The sequence below is a fragment of the Streptomyces sp. NPDC001606 genome, from assembly GCF_053596835.1.
In genome coordinates, this window is sequence record NZ_JBSFHC010000004.1 from 172639 (window position 1) to 190792 (window position 18154).

14 protein-coding genes are annotated in these 18154 nt (G+C 73.4%); 5 read left to right on the top strand and 9 right to left on the bottom strand.

All coding sequences use genetic code 11. The features are described 5' to 3' along the window. Positions 1-203 precede the first annotated feature (203 nt). The 4 genes from ACWCV9_RS10535 to ACWCV9_RS10550 all read right to left on the bottom strand — a co-directional run bounded on the left by ACWCV9_RS10535 (position 204) and on the right by ACWCV9_RS10550 (position 6108). Positions 204-827, bottom strand: a complete 624-nt coding sequence (locus tag ACWCV9_RS10535; protein ID WP_450785481.1) for a GntR family transcriptional regulator — start codon at positions 825-827, stop codon at positions 204-206. A gap of 182 nt (positions 828-1009) precedes the next feature. After that, positions 1010-2800, bottom strand: coding sequence for a 2-oxoglutarate dehydrogenase, E2 component, dihydrolipoamide succinyltransferase (gene sucB, locus ACWCV9_RS10540; RefSeq protein ID WP_450785482.1), 1791 nt, complete (start codon positions 2798-2800; stop codon positions 1010-1012). A 62-nt stretch (positions 2801-2862) separates the two neighbouring features. Next, on the bottom strand, positions 2863-4251 hold the full coding sequence (gene lpdA, locus ACWCV9_RS10545) for a dihydrolipoyl dehydrogenase (protein WP_385844085.1): 1389 nt from the start codon (positions 4249-4251) through the stop codon (positions 2863-2865). A gap of 294 nt (positions 4252-4545) precedes the next feature. Continuing rightward, the gene (locus ACWCV9_RS10550; protein ID WP_450785484.1) at positions 4546-6108 is read right to left on the bottom strand and encodes a leucyl aminopeptidase; all 1563 of its coding nucleotides are present in this window, start codon (positions 6106-6108) and stop codon (positions 4546-4548) included. A 351-nt stretch (positions 6109-6459) separates the two neighbouring features. On the opposite strand from ACWCV9_RS10550, the gene ACWCV9_RS10555 reads away from it, so the two are divergent. The 4 genes from ACWCV9_RS10555 to ACWCV9_RS10570 all read left to right on the top strand — a co-directional run bounded on the left by ACWCV9_RS10555 (position 6460) and on the right by ACWCV9_RS10570 (position 12087). After that, positions 6460-8505: a hypothetical protein gene (locus tag ACWCV9_RS10555; protein WP_450785486.1), complete on the top strand. Its 2046-nt coding sequence runs from the start codon at positions 6460-6462 to the stop codon at positions 8503-8505. Positions 8506-8585: 80 nt separating this feature from the next. Beyond that, the gene (gene pelF / locus ACWCV9_RS10560; RefSeq protein ID WP_450785487.1) at positions 8586-10079 is read left to right on the top strand and encodes a GT4 family glycosyltransferase PelF; all 1494 of its coding nucleotides are present in this window, start codon (positions 8586-8588) and stop codon (positions 10077-10079) included. Beyond that, entirely contained in the window at positions 10076-11440 is a 1365-nt protein-coding gene (locus ACWCV9_RS10565; RefSeq protein ID WP_450785488.1) for a hypothetical protein, read from the top strand. The genes pelF and ACWCV9_RS10565 overlap by 4 nt, the downstream gene beginning before the upstream one ends. Beyond that, entirely contained in the window at positions 11437-12087 is a 651-nt protein-coding gene (locus ACWCV9_RS10570; protein WP_450785490.1) for a spherulation-specific family 4 protein, read from the top strand. The genes ACWCV9_RS10565 and ACWCV9_RS10570 overlap by 4 nt, the downstream gene beginning before the upstream one ends. On the opposite strand, the gene ACWCV9_RS10575 is transcribed toward ACWCV9_RS10570, so the two are convergent. Together ACWCV9_RS10575 and ACWCV9_RS10580 are read right to left on the bottom strand one after the other, a co-directional pair. After that, positions 12042-12650, bottom strand: coding sequence for an RDD family protein (locus ACWCV9_RS10575; protein WP_450785492.1), 609 nt, complete (start codon positions 12648-12650; stop codon positions 12042-12044). The genes ACWCV9_RS10570 and ACWCV9_RS10575 overlap by 46 nt on opposite strands. 46 nt (positions 12651-12696) lie before the next feature. Further along, positions 12697-13482 carry an adenosylcobinamide-GDP ribazoletransferase gene (locus tag ACWCV9_RS10580; RefSeq protein ID WP_450785493.1) on the bottom strand — a complete coding sequence of 262 codons (786 nt, stop codon included), beginning with the start codon at positions 13480-13482 and terminating at the stop codon, positions 12697-12699. Between the two features lie 60 nt (positions 13483-13542). On the opposite strand from ACWCV9_RS10580, the gene ACWCV9_RS10585 reads away from it, so the two are divergent. Continuing rightward, positions 13543-14307, top strand: a complete 765-nt coding sequence (locus ACWCV9_RS10585; protein ID WP_450785495.1) for a hypothetical protein — start codon at positions 13543-13545, stop codon at positions 14305-14307. Here ACWCV9_RS10585 and ACWCV9_RS10590 read toward each other — a convergent pair. The 3 genes from ACWCV9_RS10590 to cobT form a co-directional block, all read right to left on the bottom strand. After that, positions 14247-15059 (bottom strand): hypothetical protein, encoded by an 813-nt coding sequence (locus tag ACWCV9_RS10590; protein ID WP_450785497.1) that lies wholly within the window; start codon positions 15057-15059, stop codon positions 14247-14249. The genes ACWCV9_RS10585 and ACWCV9_RS10590 overlap by 61 nt on opposite strands. A gap of 24 nt (positions 15060-15083) precedes the next feature. After that, complete coding sequence (locus ACWCV9_RS10595; protein ID WP_450785499.1) at positions 15084-16880, bottom strand: phosphatidylglycerol lysyltransferase domain-containing protein; 1797 nt, start codon at positions 16878-16880, stop codon at positions 15084-15086. A 110-nt stretch (positions 16881-16990) separates the two neighbouring features. Then, on the bottom strand, positions 16991-18109 hold the full coding sequence (gene cobT / locus ACWCV9_RS10600; protein ID WP_450785501.1) for a nicotinate-nucleotide--dimethylbenzimidazole phosphoribosyltransferase: 1119 nt from the start codon (positions 18107-18109) through the stop codon (positions 16991-16993). Between the last annotated feature and the right edge of the window lie 45 nt (positions 18110-18154).

Below are 18154 nucleotides of genomic sequence, written 5' to 3' on the forward strand. Positions count from 1 at the left end.
CGGGGGTGCCCTAGGTCTTTGGCAGGACAGGGCAGCGGACTTCGGTGGAAGTCCGTCGGCGACTGTAACTCCCTGATCGATGATCGATCAAAGGGTTGGGCCGGAAAACCTCTCGATTTGAAGAAAGTCGGCACCCGGTGCCTTCGGTGCTGGCACCGGGTGACGCGAAAATGCCTTGTTTTCGCAGGTGAGCGACGGTGTGCTCAGGCTCGCGGGGCGCAGCCGAGGACGTGCGCCTTCACCAGCTCGGCGATCCGCGGGTCCCGCCTGCGGAAGGCCTGCACCAGCTCCTCGTGCTCCTCCGCGTACGACTGCTGCACCGTGCCCAGCCAGCGGATGGACAGCGCCGTGAACACCTCGATGCCGAGCCCCTCCCAGGTGTGCAGCAGCACCGAGTTGTCCGCCGCGCGGACCAGCTCGCGGTGGAAGCCGACGGTGTGCCGGACCTGGGCCGTGCCGTCGGCGTCGCGGTCGGCCTCGTACAGGGCCGCGACATGCGGCTCCAGGGCCGAGCAGTCCTCGGCGAGGCGGTCGGCCGCCAACTCCGCCGCGATGGCCTCCAGGCCGGCCCGGACCGGGTAGCTCTCCTCCAGGTCGGCCGCCGTCAGGTTCCGTACCCGGACGCCCTTGTTCGGCGCGGACTCGATCAGGCGCAGCGACTCCAGCTCGCGCAGGGCCTCGCGCACCGGGGTCTGGCTGACTTCCAGCTCGGTGGCGATCCGGCGCTCCACGATCCGCTCACCCGGCTGCCAGCGCCCGCTGACGATCCCTTCCACGATGTGCTCGCGGATCTGTTCGCGCAGCGAGTGGACGACGGGCGCGGTCATGAGGGCTCCTTCGGGAGGGCTGACGATTAGACAATACGGCGCGTTCGCTCCGCGGGTAGGAGGGGTGGGGCCGCTTTCGCGCAGGTGAGACGAGCCTTACACGCACCGTGTGCCGGCAAACACGAAACGCCCCGCCCGGAGAAGCTCCGGACGGGGCGTCGTACAGGCACAGGGCCCGGGGACTACAGGCCGAGCTCGACCTCGAACTCGCCCGCCTCCAGGATGGCCTTGACCGCCGTCAGGTAGCGGGCCGCGTCGGCGCCGTCCACCAGACGGTGGTCGTAGGAGAGGGTCAGGTAGGTCATGTCGCGGACGCCGATGACCGTGCCCTCCTCGGTCTCGATGACCGCCGGGCGCTTGACCGTGGCACCGATGCCGAGGATCGCGACCTGGCCCGGCGGCACGATGATCGTGTCGAACAGCGCGCCACGCGAACCGGTGTTGGAGATGGTGAAGGTCGCGCCGGACAGCTCGTCCGGGGTGATCTTGTTGGCGCGGACCTTGCCGGCCAGCTCCGCCGTGGCCTTGGCGATGCCCGCGATGTTGAGGTCGCCGGCGTGCTTGATGACCGGGGTCATCAGGCCCTTCTCGGAGTCCACCGCGATACCGACGTGCTCGGTGTCGAAGTAGGTGATCGTGCCCTCGGCCTCGTTGATCTTGGCGTTGATGACCGGGTGGGCCTTCAGCGCCTGCGCGGCGGCCTTGACGAAGAACGGCATCGGGGAGAGCTTGACGCCCTCACGGGCCGCGAAGGAGTCCTTCGCCTTGGCGCGCAGCTTCATCAGGCGCGTGACGTCGACCTCGACGACCGAGGACAGCTGCGCCTGCTCGTGCAGCGCCTTGACCATGTTGTCGCCGATGACCTTGCGGATGCGCGGCATCTTGACGGTCTGGCCACGGAGCGGGGAGGCCTCCAGGGTGGGGGCCTTCTTGGCGGCGGCCGGGGCGGCAGCGGCGGGAGCCGGAGCAGCGGCGGCGGCCTTCGCGGCCTCGGCGGCGGCGAGGACGTCCTGCTTGCGGATACGGCCGCCGACGCCGGTGCCCTTGACGGCGCCCAGGTCGACGCCGTTCTCGGCGGCGAGCTTGCGCACCAGCGGGGTCACGTACGCGCCCTCGTCGGTCGCCTGGGCGGCCGGAGCGGGGGCGGCGGGCGCCGGGGTGACCGGAGCCGGCGCGGGCGCCGGAGCCGGGGCCGGGGCGGCGGGCTGGACCGGCGCCGGAGCGGCGGCGGCCGGAGCCGGAGCCGGGGCGGCGGGCGCGGGAGCCGGGGCGGCCGGAGCCGGAGCGGCGGCCGGGGCAGCAGCGGCCGGAGCCGGGGCGGCCGGGGCCGGAGCGGCGGCCGGGGCGGCACCCGCGGCACCGATGACGGCGAGCTTGGCGCCGACCTCGGCGGTCTCGTCCTCGCCGACCACGATCTCCAGCAGCACGCCGGAGGCGGGCGCCGGGATCTCGGTGTCGACCTTGTCCGTGGAGACCTCGAGCAGCGGCTCGTCGGCCTCGACGGAGTCGCCGACCTGCTTCAGCCAGCGGGTGACGGTGCCCTCGGTGACGGACTCACCGAGCGCGGGCAGGACCACGTCCGTGCCCTGGGCGCCACCGGCCGGGGCGGCCGGAGCGGCCGGGGCCTCGGGGGCCGGAGCGGCGGCGGGGGCCTCGGCCACGGGGGCGGCCGGAGCCTCGGCCGGAGCCGGAGCGGCCTCGGCGGCGGGGGCCGGGGCGGCGGCGGGGGCACCGGTGCCGTCGTCGATGATCGCCAGCTCGGCGCCCACCTCGACCGTCTCGTCCTCGGCGACCTTGATGGAGGCCAGGATGCCGGCGGCCGGGGCCGGGATCTCGGTGTCGACCTTGTCGGTCGAGACCTCGAGCAGCGGCTCGTCGGCCTCGACGCGCTCGCCCTCGGCCTTCAGCCAGCGGGTGACAGTGCCCTCGGTGACGCTCTCGCCGAGCGCCGGAAGGGTTACGGAAACCGCCATGGTTTCGGTTGCTCCTAACGAATTGCGGAAGTCTGTGTCGTCGCGCCCGATGTCGGAAGGCGTCAGTCGTGCATGTGCAGCGGCTTGCCGGCCAGCGCCAGGTGAGCCTCGCCGAGCGCCTCGTTCTGCGTCGGGTGGGCGTGGATGAGCTGGGCCACCTCGGCCGGCAGCGCCTCCCAGTTGTAGATCAGCTGCGCCTCGCCGACCTGCTCGCCCATGCGGTCGCCGACCATGTGGACGCCGACCACGGCACCGTCCTTGACCTGGACCAGCTTGATCTCGCCGGCCGTCTTCAGGATCCGGCTCTTGCCGTTGCCGCCGAGCGGGAACTTGATCGAGACGACCTTGTCCGCGCCGTAGACCTCCTTGGCCTTGGCCTCGGTGAGACCGACCGAGGCGACCTCCGGCTGGCAGTACGTGACCCGCGGGACACCGTCGTAGTCGATCGGGACGACCTTCAGGCCGGCCAGCCGCTCCGCCACCAGGATGCCCTCGGCGAAGCCGACGTGCGCGAGCTGGAGCGTGGGCACGAGGTCACCGACGGCCGAGATGGTCGGCACGTTGGTGCGCATGTACTCGTCGACGAGGACGTAGCCGCGGTCCATCGCGACGCCCTGCTCCTCGTAGCCGATACCGGCGGAGACCGGGCCGCGGCCGACGGCGACGAGCAGCAGCTCCGCCTCGAACTCCTTGCCGTCCGCCAGGGTGACCTTGACACCGTCCTGGGTGTACTCGGCCTTCTGGAAGAAGGTGCCCAGGTTGAACTTGATGCCGCGCTTGCGGAAGGCGCGCTCGAGAAGCTTCGAGGAGTTCTCGTCCTCGACCGGGACGAGGTGCTTCAGGCCCTCGATCACGGTGACGTCGGCACCGAAGGACTTCCACGCCGAGGCGAACTCGACGCCGATGACACCGCCGCCCAGGATGATCGCGGACTTCGGCACGCGGTCCAGGACGAGGGCGTGGTCGGAGGAGATGATGCGGTTGCCGTCGATCTCCAGGCCCGGCAGCGACTTCGGCACGGAGCCGGTCGCCAGCAGGATGTGGCGGCCCTGGATGCGCTGGCCGTTCACGTCCACGGAGGTGGGGGAGGACAGGCGGCCCTCACCTTCGATGTACGTCACCTTGCGGGAGGCGATGAGACCCTGGAGGCCCTTGTACAGGCCGGCGATCACATCGTCCTTGTACTTGTGGACGGCCGCCATGTCGATGCCCTCGAAGGTGGCCCGTACGCCGAACTGCTCGCTCTCGCGGGCCTGGTCGGCGATCTCGCCCGCGTGCAGCAGGGCCTTCGTGGGGATGCAACCGTTGTGCAGGCAGGTACCGCCGACCTTGCCCTTCTCGATCAGGGCGACGTCCAGGCCCAGCTGGGCCCCGCGCAGGGCCGCGGCGTAACCACCGCTACCACCGCCGAGGATCACTAGGTCGAAAACGGTGCTGGCGTCGTTCGCCACGTCACGTCCTCCATGCATGTGCGCCGTGCGCCGGTCTCCGATGACCGGCAGGCGGCTGGTGTCCGGCCGCTTGATGCTTCGGCCCTTCGGTGGGGGCCCTGTCCTGCCGGGCTCCATCTTTGCACTTGTCGGACGAGACCGAGACGCCGGGCCGGTGTGTGAGACGGGCCACTAGAGCGCCTCCGCGGGGGTGCTGGGGGCTGTGCGAGAGTCCCCGGCGCCCCTGCGGAGGCCGTGCGAACCGTACGAACCGCACGAACGGTACGGATCGTACGGCTCGCGGCGTACGGCGGCTCAGCCGAGCTCGCCCGCGGCGGTCAGTTCCGCCAGCCGGACCAGCGTGCGCACCGCCGTGCCCGTACCGCCCTTCGGCGTGTACCCGAACGGGCCCCCCTCGTTGAACGCCGGACCGGCGATGTCGAGGTGCGCCCACGGGATGCCCTCGCCCACGAACTCGCGCAGGAAGAGACCGGCGACCAGGCCGCCGCCCATCCGCTCGCCCATGTTCGACATGTCGGCCACCTGGGACTCCATGCCCTTGCGCAGGTGCTCCGGCAGCGGCATCGGCCAGGCCGGCTCGCCGACCTCCTCGGCGACCTCGTGCACCGTGGTGCGGAACGCCTCGTCGTTGGCCATGACACCGAACGTCCGGCTGCCCAGCGCGAGCATCATCGCGCCGGTCAGCGTCGCGACGTCCACGATCGCGTCCGGGCTCTCCTGCGAGGCCGCCCACAGCGCGTCGGCCAGCACCAGGCGCCCCTCGGCGTCGGTGTTGAGGACCTCGACCGTCTTGCCGCTGTACATGCGCAGCACGTCACCCGGGCGCAGGGCGGCACCGGACGGCATGTTCTCGGCCAGCGCCAGCCAGCCGGTGACCTTGACCTCCAGGCCGAGCCGCGCGGCGGCGACGACCGCGGCGAACACGGCGGCGGCACCGCTCATGTCGCACTTCATCGTCTCGTTGTGCCCGGCCGGCTTCAGCGAGATGCCGCCCGAGTCGTAGGTGATGCCCTTGCCGACGAAGGCCAGGTGCTTCTCCGCCCCGGCGGGCGCGTACGTCAGCTTCACCAGGCGGGGAGCCGCCGCCGAGCCGCCGCCGACCCCGAGGATGCCGCCGTAGCCGCCCTTGGCCAGCGCCTTCTCGTCGAGCACCTGCACCTTGATGCCGTGCTCCTTGGCCGCGGTCTGGGCGAGCCCGGCGAAGATCGCGGGGTTCAGCTCGTTCGGCGGCATGTTGATGAGGTCGCGGGCGCGGTTCAGCTCCTCGCAGACCGCGACGGCACGGGCGACGGCACCCTTGTGGGCGGCGTCCCGCGGCTTGCCGCCGAGCAGCGCGGCCTCGGCCAGCGGCGCCTTGCCGTTCTTGCCGTTCCTGCCGGCCTTGGCGTCCTTGCCGTTCTCCTTGTAGAGGTCGAAGGAGTACGCACCGAGCAGCACGCCCTCGCCGATCGCCTCGATGGCGTCGGGGCCGTCCACGGGCAGCGCGAAGGCGGCCTTCTTGGTGCCGGTGAGCGCCCGGGCGGCCACGCCGGCGGCCTTGCGCAGCGCCTCGGGGTCGTAGCCGGCCGCGCCGTCCTCGCCGTCCTCGGCCTCGGTGCCGGGCTCGGCGCCCAGGCCCACCGCCACCACGAGCGGTGCCTTGAAACCGGCCGGGGCGGGCAGCTTCGTCAGCTCGCCCTCGGCACCCGAGGCACCCAGGGTCTCCAGGACGCCGGCCAGCTTGCCGTCGTACGCCTTGTCCACTGCCTCGGCGCCGGGGGCGACGACGGGGCCCTGGGCGCCCTTGGCGACACCGATCACGATCGCGTCGGCCCGCAGGCCGGGCGCCGCTGCGGTGCTGAGAGTCAGAGCAGTCACGGTGGTGAATTCTCGCTTCCGATGTGAAGTTGCTGTGGCCGAAACGGGGTGGGTCGACCGGGCCCGACAGCCGACCCTAGGCCCAGGCCTGGGGACTGTCGGCACCGGGGCCTTCACCCTGTCGGCGAACACTTGGGACGAGACTACGCGCGTGGGGGCGTTCGATCATGCCTGCGGACGTTCACCCGGACGTGGCGTCGTGGCCGCTTCCGCCCCCTCCGCCCCCGTGACGTGAGCCACACTCATCGGGTTCCGACGGGTCCGTGACCCGCGGTTTCACCTGAATTCCACCGATCCCGCGCCGTACCGTCACGGCCCACGGACGGGGATCCTCCGGGGGGAGAACCAGTCATGACTCACCGTGCGCGCCGCTGGCAGGCGGCGACCGTCACCGCGACGGCCGCGGGAATGCTCGCGCTCGGCACCGCCGTGCCGGGCGCGGCGGCCGCGACCGAGCCGCGCGTCGACCTCAGGGTGCTGGTGGTCGACGACGGCGCCGGCCCGGTCGGCGCCATCACCGCACAGCTGCGGAGCGAGGGCGTGCCGTACACCCGGGTCGATCTGAACGACTCCGCGCGGCCGGCCCTCACCGGCACCTTCCTCAGCGACACCGTCGACGGCCGGCCACGCGCGAAGTTCCAGGGCGTCGTCCTGCCGAACGAGGCACCCTTCGGCGCGGGCTCGGCCGAGCAGACGGCCCTGGAGGCGTACGAGAGGACGTACGGCATCCCGCAGCTGGACGCCTCCACCTGGGCCCATCCCGAGGTCGGCCTCGACTACACGGACGCCGGCGGCTACGCCGGGCCGCTGGACGGCCGTACCGCCACCGTCACCGCGGCCGGCCGGCTGAGCCCCTTCGGCTATCTGCGGGGCTCCTTCTCCTTCGAGGACAACTCGCCCACCGTGGACGAGAGTTACGGCTTCGTCGCGCGGCCCCGCACCGGTTTCACCAGCTATGTCGACATCCCGGTGCCCGGCGGCACCGGCACCGGCAGCCTGCTCGGCGAGTACGCCCACGACGGCCGCCGCGAGCTGGTCGTGACCTTCGTCTACAACCAGTACCAGCAGCAGTTCCGGGTGCTGGTCCGCGGCATGGTCGAGTGGCTGACCCAAGGGGTGCACCTCGGGCAGGCCCGCAACTACTTCGCCGTCCACGTGGACGACGTCTTCGCACCGGACGCCCGCTGGGACACCCGGCGCAACTGCACCCCCGGCGACTTCGACTGCGGCGACGGCAGCACGGAGACCACCGCACCGATCCGGATGACGGCCGACGACGCCCGGTACGCCGCCTCCTGGGAGCAGGCGCACGGCTTCACCCTGGACCTGGCGTTCAACGCGGGCGCCGGCGAGGAGTGGAAGAGCGAGCACGGCGGCACGGACCCGCTGACCGACCAGCTCCTCGCGGACCGGGCCAGGTACCGCTGGATCAACCACACCTACACCCACCTGTTCCTCGGCTGTGTGCAGGACACCTCGACCGTGCCCTGGAGCTGCGCGAAGAACACCGACGGCTCCACCCAGTGGGTGAGCCGCTCCGCCATCTCCGCCCAGATCTCCGACAACCGCGGCTGGGCGGTGCGGCACGGTCTGTCCGTCGACCGCACCGAACTGGTCACCGGCGAGCACTCGGGCCTGCGGACCCTGCCGCAGCAGCCGCAGGACAACCCCAACCTCGCGCCCGCCCTCGCCGACAACGGCGTGCAGTGGACCGGCTCGGACGACTCCCGTGAGCCCGAGCAGCGGACCGTGACCGGCGGCACCACCCTCACCGTGCCGCGCTACCCGATGAACGTGTACTACAACGTCGGCACCCGGGCCGAGATGGCCGACGAGTACAACTGGATCTACACGTCCAAGGCGGACGGCGGCAGCGGCCTGTGCGAGAACAACCCGACCTCCACCTGCCTGCCCGCGCCGCTGGACACCGCCACCGGCTACACCGACCGCATCGTGCCCGCCGAGGCGCACACCGACCTCGGCCATGTGCTGGCCAACGACCCACGCCCGCACTACGCCCACCAGTCCAACCTCGCCGAGGACCGCATCCTCTACCCGGTCCTGGACCGCGTCCTCGCCGACTACCAGGCCCTGTTCGCCGACAACACCCCGGTCGTGAACCTCCGCGAGAGCGCGATCGGCACCGAACTGCACCACCGGGCCACCTGGCAGACCGCCCTGGACTCCGGCCGGGTCACCGCCTACCGCATCGGCACCACCGTCACCGTCACCGCCCCGTCCGGCACCCCGGTCCCGGTCACCGCACCGGAGGGCACCCAGCAGCAGAACCTGCTGACCACGACCGCCTTCGGCACGCCCTACGCGGGCGAACGCCAGGCATGGGCCACCCCGGGCGCCCTCCAGTCGGCGCTCACCCTGCAACTCCCCCAGGGGTGACCGCCCCGGGGGAGCGGCGAGCGGCGAACCGCGGGACACACCACAGGGGGGACACCATCCGTACCGGCCGTCACATAACCATGCTCACCGAAGGCACCTACCCGCATATCCACGGCGGCGTCAGCACCTGGTGCGACCAGCTGATCCGGGGCATGCCCGAGGTCCGCTTCCACGTCGTGTCGCTCACCGGCACCGGCCGCGAACCCGTCACCTGGGAGCTGCCGGCCAACGTCCGCCACCACCACACCGTGCCCACCTGGGGCCCCCGCCCCGGCCACGCCCGGCCGCCGTACGGCCGGGCCCGGCGCCGCTTCACCGACGCCTACGAACGCCTGCTGCTGTCCTTCCTCGACCCCGAGCCGCGGACCGACTTCGGCGCGGCGCTGTACGACCTCGCCGCCATCGCCCGCGAGGGACGGCTGGCGGCGGCCCTGCGCACCGAGTCCGCGCTGCGCTCGCTGCACTGGATCTGGACCATGCCGCATTTGCCCACGGCGGCCGCCCGGCCCACCGTGCACGACGCGCTCACCGCCCTCGACCTGCTGGAACACGCCCTGCGCCCGCTCGGCGTGCGGATCCCCGAGGACTCCGTCGCACACGCCGTCAGCAACGGCCTCGCCACCCTGCCGGCCCTGGCCGCGCACCGCCTGGACGGAGTGCCGTTCCTGCTCACCGAGCACGGCATCTATCTGCGCGAGCGCTACCTCGGCCAGCGGGACCAGCCCTACCGCTGGCCCGTGAAGGCCTTCCTCCTCGGCTTCTACCGTGAACTCAATTCACACGCCTACCGGGCGGCCGACCTGATCACCCCCTGCAACCAGTACAACCGCCGCTGGGAGGAGCGCGGCGGCGCCGACGCCGACCGCATCCGCACCGTCTACAACGGCGTCGACCCGCACGCCTTCCCGCACGCCGGTCCCGAACCCGACGTCCCCACCCTCACCTGGTGCGGCCGCGTCGACCCCATCAAGGACCTGGAGACGCTGCTGCGCGCCTACGCCCTGGTCCGCGCCGAACTCCCGGAGACCCGGCTGCGGCTCTTCGGCCCGGTCCCGCCCGGCGGCGAGGCCTACCGCACCCGCCTGGAGAAACTCGCCGCCGAACTCGGCGTCACCGACGGCCTCACCTTCGAGGGCCGCATCACCGAGGTGTGGCGCGCCTACGCGGCCGGCCACATCGTCATGCTCTCCTCCATCTCCGAGGGCTTCCCCTTCTCCCTCATCGAGGCCATGTCCTGCGGCCGTACGACGGTCTCCACGGACGTCGGCGGGGTCCGCGAGGCCGTCGGCGACACCGGCCTGGTCGTCCCGCCACGCGAGCCGGAGAAGATGGCGGCGGCCGCCCTGACCCTCCTGAAGGACGGTGAACGGCGCCTCGCCCTCGGCGAGTCGGCGCGCCGGCGGGTCATCGACCGGTTCACCCTGCGCCGTTCGGTCGACAACTTCCGCACCGTCTACCAGGAACTCGCCGGCCTGCCCGAGCGGTACGAGCCCACGGTCGAGACGGTCGCCGACTGGACCGCGGAACTCCGCGACCCCTGGTACACCGCGCTCACGGACGGAACCGGCCGATGACCGACACCACCGCCGGGCAGGCCCGCACCCTGGCCGCCCTGCCTGTCCTGCCCCGCCCGCGCCTTCGGCCCGGCTGGGCCCGGCCCGACCCGATCGACCGACTCGCCCGCGAACTGGACGAGTTCGCGGCCGCCGCGGTCCACCCGGACGAGATAGCCGCCCTGCTGGAGTCCGACGGCCTCTCCGACGAGCAGATACGCGAGCGCTACGGCGTACCGGACTCCTTCGCCCTCGCCGAGCGGCTCTACGACCGCACCCCCCGCCGCCACCCCGAACCGGCGGCCCCGCCCCCCGAGCCCTGGCACACCGGCCTCCTCGGCTGCCTGCTGCGCGGCCTCCTCTTCGCGCTGCCGGGCTTCGCCTACGTCCTCGGCGCCCCGTTCCCCTCCGACCCCCGCGCGCTGCTCGCGGGCGCCCTGTGCGGCTGGGCCTGGAACCAGGGCCTCGCCCACCGCGCCTACTCCTGGCTGGGCCTGGGCGACCCGGCAGCGGCCCGCCGCTGCCTCCTTACCGGCACCCCGGCGGGCATGCTCCTCGGCACCCTGACGGCCCTGGCGGTCACCGGCCCCGGCCACCCCGGGACCATCGCCTGCGCGGCCGCCCAGTCCTGCTACCTGGGCGCGTCCAGTGCCCTGCTGGTCATGGGCCGGGAGCGGGTGCTGCTGGCGGCCCTGCTCCCGCTGACGGCCGGCGGCCTGCTCGCTCCGTTCCTGCCGCTCCCGGGGCCCTGGCGGTCGGCGCTGCTGCTGACCTCCCTCGCCGCCGTGGCCGTCCTTGGGCTGCGCGAGGTGCGCCCGAAGGGGCCGCGGCAGCCCGGCGACCGGGCGGCCACGACGGGCCCCCGGCCGGTCGCCTCCCTGCCCTACGCCCTCTTCGGCCTGGCCACCGGCACCCTCGTCCTGCACACCTCGCTGTCCGACCCCCGCACCGCGGTGGCTCTGACCCTCAGCATGGGGCCCGCGGAACACCTGCTCCACCGCTTCCGCACCCGCGCCCGCTCCGCCCTGCGCACCACCGACACCCCGCAGGCCTTCCGTCGGAGCACCGCCCGCGCCCTGGCCCGCTGCCTCGCCGCCTACCTCGCGCCCCTGCTCGTCCCCGCCCTGTTCCTGCCCCGCCCGCAGGCGGCCGGTCTGCTCGCGCTCGGCGCGGTGCTGTGGACCGGCCTGCTGCTCCAGTCCTTCGGCGCGGTGCTCGGCGCCACGGCCGTGTGCGGCGCGGCCGCCCTCGCCCAGACCCTGGCGCTGCCGGCCCGCACGGGCCACCCGCACACCGTGGCGCTCGCCGTGTACGCGGCGGCGGCCCTGGCCCAGTCCGCGCTGGCGTGCGGCCTGCTCGGAAGGGTGACGGCGCACCGATGAGCATCCTGCTGGTCCCGTACTACGAACACCCCGCGGTGCGTCCCGCCGAGTGGGCGGCCGTCCTCGCCGCCGCACCCCGGCTGTACGGCGTCGTCCTCAACCCCGCGAGCGGCCCGGGCGAGCGCCCCGACGCGGACTTCGCCGACACGGCCGCGCGGCTGCGGGCGGCCGGCGTGACCGTGCTCGGCTATGTGGACACGGGCTACGGCGGGCGGCCGTACGAGGACGTCGTACGCGACCTGACCCGGCACCGGGACTGGTACGGCGTCCAGGGCGCCTTCCTCGACCAGGTGAGCACCGGGATCGGCGAGTTCGCGGCCTGTGAGCGGCTGGCCGCGGCCGCCCGCGCCCTCGGCTGCCGCACGCTCGCCCTGAACCACGGCACGTCCCCGCACCCGGCGTACGCGGCGCTGGCGGAGCTGCTCGTCACCTTCGAGGGCCCCTGGACGGCGTACCGCCGCACACCCGCCCGGCCCGCACCCGGTCCTGCGGGGGCGCGCCACTGCCATCTGGTGTACGGCGTCCCGGCCGGCGTCGACCTGGCCGGCGCCGCGCGGGAGCGGGGCGCCGCCGTGCACTGCGCGGTGCCCGGCACCGGCGCTCACCCCTGGGGCACACTGCCCCACGGGCTGGGCACCGGACGCTGAAACGCGCTGTCCACCGTGGTGCCGGCCAGCCGGTCGGCGAGGGAGCGGCGGGTGGGGGAGAGGACGGTCAGCGCGTTGACGAGGAACAGCAGCACCGCGACCGCCCACACCGCCACCGACAGCAGGAACTGGCCCTCGACCAGCAGCACACAGGCGAGCGCGAAGACGGCGATGTCGGCGGCGGTGGTCACGGCGGCCCGGCGCAGGGTGTGCCGGGACAGCCGCGGGGTGACGCACAGGCCGAGCAGGCCCTTGCCGAGGGTGCGGCCGAGCCAGCGCAGACAGGCCCACTGGTAGAGGAAGGTGACGAGGACGAGCGCCCCGAAGGCCTCCTCCACGTCCAGCACCACCTTGTCCCACAGCGACAGCCCCAGGTGCTCGGAGGCGCCGATGACGTCACCGCGCGAGGCCAGCAGGTCCAGGCCGCCCTTGGTGGCCAGCTCCGGCACGTCCGTGACGAGCGCGGTGATCCGGTGGAAGGTGAGCAAGGCGAGCAGCGAGGCCGCCGCCAGCACCAGCGCGAAGTCGATGAACCAGGCCGCAACGCGGCGCAGCGTAGGCACGGAGTTCCCCCGATCCTGCTTTCTTGTCCGTGTACGGCGGACGAGCCTAGCGGCCCAGCGCCAGCACCACGAACGCGGCCGTCGCGGCCGTCTCGGCGAGGGCGCCGAAGACATCCCCGGTCACCCCGCCGAAGCGCCGCACGCAACGGCGCAGCAGCAGCTCGGCGACGCCGACGGCGGCCAGGACCGCGAGCGCGGCGCGCAGCCCGTCGTACCCGCCGAGGCAGCCGCCCGCCGCCCCGGCCGCCACGGTCACCACGGCCGCCGTCGCCAGCGCCGCACCACCCGGCACCACCCCGGCCACCGCCGCGCCCAGCCCCTCCGGCCGGGCGGCCGGCACCCCGGCGCGGGCGGCCAGGGTCAGCGCCAGCCGGGCGGCGGTCGCCGACACCACGGCGGCCAGTGCGCCCCGCGCCCACGAGCCGCCGTACAGCTGCGCCAGCACGGCGACCTGGGCGGCCAGCACCAGCACGAGCGTGATGACCCCGAACGGCCCGATGTCCGACTGCTTCATGATCCGCAGGGCGTCCTCGGCGGGCTTGCCGCTGCCCAGCCCGTCGGCGGTGTCGGCGAGCCCGTCGAGGTGCAGACCACGGGTGAGGACGGCCGGTACGGCGACCGAGCCGACGGCCGCGAGCAGCCCGCCGGCGCCCAGGGCGAGCAGCCCCAGCCCCAGCGCGGCCGAGCAGCCGCCGACGACCAGCCCGGCCAGCGGAGCGCTCAGCATGCCCCCGCGCGCGGCGGCCCGGTCCCACCGGGTCACCGGAACGGGCAGCACGGTGAGCGTGCCGAAGGCGAACCGAACACCGTCGAACGAAGAGGACTTGAGCACCGGCGCAGGGTACTAGGCGCTTGCGGAGCCTCCGGCAGGCGCTGGGGATAAAGTGCGCACATGGGGCACTGGTGGGTGCGGAACATCGTGGAACCGGGCAAGCTTCCGCTGCTGCTCGCGCTCGCCGCCTTCGTGCTGACCTTTCTGGTCACCCGCGTCATCACCCGGCTGATCCGGGCCGGGAAGGGCCCCTTCGGCAATGTCAGCGCAGGCGGGCTGCACATCCACCACGTCGTCCCCGGGGTGCTCCTCACCGTCGTCGGCGGCTTCGGCGCCGTCGCCAGCGACCGGCACGGCGCGGGCGCGGCCGTCGCCGCCGTCGTCTTCGGCATGGGCGTCGGGCTGGTGCTGGACGAGTTCGCGCTGATCGTGCACCTGGACGACGTCTACTGGACCGAGGAGGGCCGCAAGAGCGTCGAGGTCGTCGTCCTCACCGGCGCCCTCGTCGGACTGCTGCTGGCCGGATTCTCCCCCTTCGGCGTCAACGACCTGACACAGCAGGAGCTGACCGACCGCGGCACGGTCATCCTCAACATCGCCGGGAACTTCCTCCTGTCGCTGCTGGCCCTGAGCAAGGGCAAGGCGCGGATGGCGGTGATCGGTGTGATCGTGCCGCTGGTCGCGCTCGTCGGGGCCGTACGGCTGGCCCGCCCCGGCTCCCCGTGGGCCCGCCGCTTCTACGGCCGCCGGCCCCGCGCCCGCGCCAAGGCCGCGCTGCGCGCCTACCGCCACGACCGCCGCTGGTCCGGGCCGCGCCGCGCCCTTCAGGACTGGATCGGCGGCAGACCCGACCCCCGCCCGGCCCGGCTGCCCGGCCGCCGCTGAGCCTCCCGGAGCAGGCGCCGGCCGCCCCCGCGCAGCCGGTGCCGCAGCCGCTGCCACCGCCGCTGTCCCAGCCCCGGCCGGCGGGCCGGCCGGAACCGGGGCCGCTGCCGGTGCCGCACCGCCGCCGCCAGGCAGAGCAGCCCCACGGCCATCAGCGCCGCCAGATGCTCCTTGCCGGCCAGGTTCTCCTTGACCAGCACCTCCACCACCATCGCCGCCGTCACCGCGCCCGTCGTGACATAGGCGCCGTACCGCCAGCCCACGAACACGGCGAGCCCCACCACCGCCGCCGACGGACCGGTGTCCACCACCTCCGCGTCCGTCCAGGGCAGCCCGAACGGGGCGTGCGCGCCGAGCCCGATGCCGATGCGCGCGTACAGCGTCCCGGCGAGCGTGGCGACATAGGCGATGGTCAGCGTCCGCCACCAGCCGATGCACACCTCGGCGATCCCGAACACGAAGAGGATCTGCGCCAGCGCGCCCCACACCGGCAGGTCCAGCGCGGGCACGAACAGGGACAGCGGAGTGCGCAGCAGGGCCAGCCACAGCGGGTCCTCGGCCTGCACGGCCCCGAAGTCCTGCACCGGCTGGTACCCCCACGGCTGGTTCTGCACCCACTGGAGCAAGGCGGTCAGGGCCACCGCCGCCAGGGTCATCGGCATCACCCGCAGGCGCCGCTTCACCAGGGGCTCGCGCACGGTGACGTACAGCAGCCCCCACTCGGTACGGGCCCAGCGGGCGAGCGTTCCCATCAAGCGTTCCTCATCCCCGTACGGTCATCTGCGCGACCCCAGATGCCTGCGATGCAGCCACTTGGGCAGCCCCGGCGCCTCCAGGAACCCCTCCGCGCGGGCCGCCGCGAGGCCGATGCGCAGCAGGTCCGCGCTCTTCTCGAAGAGCAGGAACCGCGGTTCCCAGATGGGCCGGTACTTGGCGTTGGCGCGGTACAGCGACTCGATCTGCCACCAGCGGGAGAAGAAGCTGAGCAGCGACCGCCACAGCCTCAGCACCGGACCGGCACCGAGGCGCGCGCCACGTTCGAAGACCGACCGGAACATCGCGAAGTTGAGTGAGACCTGAGTGATCCCGATCTCGTCGGCCCGCCGCAGCAGTTCGATGACCATGAACTCCATCAGCCCGTTGTCGGAGTCCCGGTCGCGCCGCATCAGGTCCAGGGACAGCCCGTGCGGCCCCCACGGCACGAAGGACAGCAGCGCCCGCAGCCGCCCCTCGGCGTCCGTGCACTCCAGCATCACGCACTGCCCGTCCTCGGGATCGCCGAGCCGGCCGAGCGCCATGCTGAACCCGCGCTCGGTCGCGCCGTCCCGCCAGTCGTCCGCGCGCTCCAGGAGGTACGCCAGCTCGTCCGCCGGGATGTCCTCGTGCCGCCGGATGCGCACCCGGTAGCCCACCCGCTTCACCCGGTTGTACGCCTGCCGGACGGTCCGCATCGCCCGCCCCTCCAGGGTGAAGTCGGCGACCTCCACGATCGCCTCGTCACCGAGTTCGAGCGCGTCCAGGCCGTGCCGGGCGTAGACGGTCCCGGCCTCCTCGCTCGCCCCCATCACCGCGGGGATCCAGCCGTGCGCCCGCGCCTGTGCCAGCCACGGGGCGATCGCCCCCGGCCAGGCCTCCGGATCGCCGAGCGGATCCCCCGACGCCAGACTGACCCCGCCGACGACCCGGTAGGCGACGGCCGCCTTGCCGGTCGGCGACCACACGACGCTCTTCTCCCGGCGCAGCGCGAAATAGCCCAGCGAGTCCCGCTCGCCGTGCCGGTCCAGCAGGGCCCGCAGCTGCTTCTCGTCGTCCTCGGTGAGCGGGTCGACGGCGCGCCGGGAGCGGAACGCGGCGTAGAACACCGCGAGGACGAGGACCGTACTGAGCACGTTGACGGCGACATTGGCCCAGTTGGGCGGGGCGATGCCGGGGAAGCGGCTCTCGTCGGCGGTGACCGACACCAGGCGCAGGGTGCCGTAGTGCCAGCGCTCCCAGAAGGTCGAACGGCCCGCGTCCGGCGCCCGGTTGGTGACGGTGACGATCAGCCCGGCCAGCAGGCTCGCGGCGAGCCCGCCACCGACGGCCACGGTCGCGGCGAGCCGCGGGTTGGACCGGTCGCCCTTGGCGTAGAACTCCCGCCGCCCGACGAGCAGCGCCCCGGTGAACGCGGCCGTCAGCGCCAGCGACACCCAGTTCTGCGCGTACTGCCGGATCTCCGGGAACGCCATGGCGAACGCGAACAGGGCCAGAAAGGCCCCGCTGAGCACCAGGTTGAGGATCCACGCGGCCCGCTTGCGGCGCCGCATGGTGATGGCGAGGAACGTGGTGAAGACACCGGAGGCGAAGCCGGCCGTCAGCAGGTACGGGGTGAAGAAGTCGTCCTGGTTGTGGCGGCGCACGTCCTGGTAGAGCGAGACCCACACCGCGCTGAGGAAGTTGATGAAGGCGACGGTCCGCAGATACCAGACGGCGAGGGCGGCGGCCCGCCGGGAGGCCCCGGTGGACCGCCGCCCCTCCTCACTCGAGAACCCCGGTTCGGCTCGCTGCGGAACGGCAATTCGGGCATCTCCCATGGGGCAGGATCATATGGGCGTTGCTCCGGTGAACCGCACCTTTTCGGCCCACGGCGACCACAACGGCTCACCGCGGAACCCTGTGTTGCCGAACCCGCTCCGCGACCGGGCTACCCCTCCGCCGGCTCGTCCACCTCCGGCGCCTCCGCGGCCTCGGGCTTCTCGGCCTCGGGCTTCTCGGTGTCCGGCTTCTCGGGCAGCTCCGCGGCCAGCGCCGCGGCGGCCCGCACCAGCGGCAGCGCCAGCAGTCCGCCGACCCCCTCGCCGACCTTCACGCCCTGCTCCAGCAGCGGCTCCAGGGCCATCCGGTCCAGCGCCTTGGCCTGCCCCGGCTCCCCGCTGTCGTGCCCGGCCAGCCACCAGTCCGGCGCCCGGAAGGCCACCCGCTGCGCGACCAGCGCGCACGCCGCGGCCACCACCCCGTCCAGCACCACCGGCAGCTTGCGCACCGCGCACTGCAACAGGAACCCGGTCATCGCGGCGAGGTCCGCCCCGCCCACGGTCGCCAGCAGCTGCATCTGGTCCCCGAGCACCGGCCGCGCCCGGCGCAGCGCGTCCCGGATCGCGGCGCACTTGCGCATCCACGCCAGATCGTCGATCGCGAGCCCGCCGCGCCCGGTCACCACCGACGCGTCGGTCCCGCACAGCGCGGCGATCAGCACCGCCGCGGCCGTGGTGCCGCCCACGCTGACATCGCCGAGCACCACCAGGTCCGTACCCGAGTCCGCCTCCTCGTCGGCGACGGCGACCCCCGCCCGCAGCGCCGCCTCGGCCTCGTCCAGGGTGAGCGCGTCCTCGATGTCGATACGGCCGCTGCCGCGCCGCACCCGGTGCCGTACGACCTCCTCCGGGAAGGCGTCCGGCGCGCAGTCCAGAGCCATGTCCACGACCCGCACCGGCACGTCCTGCCGCCGCGCGAGCACGGACACCGGGCTCGCGCCCTCCAGCACGGCCCGCACCAGCTGCTCGGCGCTGCCCGCCGGCCGCGCCGAGACGCCCAGCCCGGCGATCCCGTGGTCACCGGCGAAGAGCACCACCCGGGGCCGCTCGATGGGCCGTACCGGTACGGCACTCTGCGCGGCGGCCAGCCACTCGCCCAGCTCGTCGAGGCGCCCCAGCGCGCCGGGCGGCACGATCCGGCGCTCCCGCCAGGTCTCGGCGTCACGGCGCACGCCCCCGTCCGGGCGCTCGATCAGATCGGTGAAGTCGTCCAGATTAAGCCTGCTCATTCGCCGAACAGTACCGCCAGAGAACAAACGCTTCCGTGCCACATC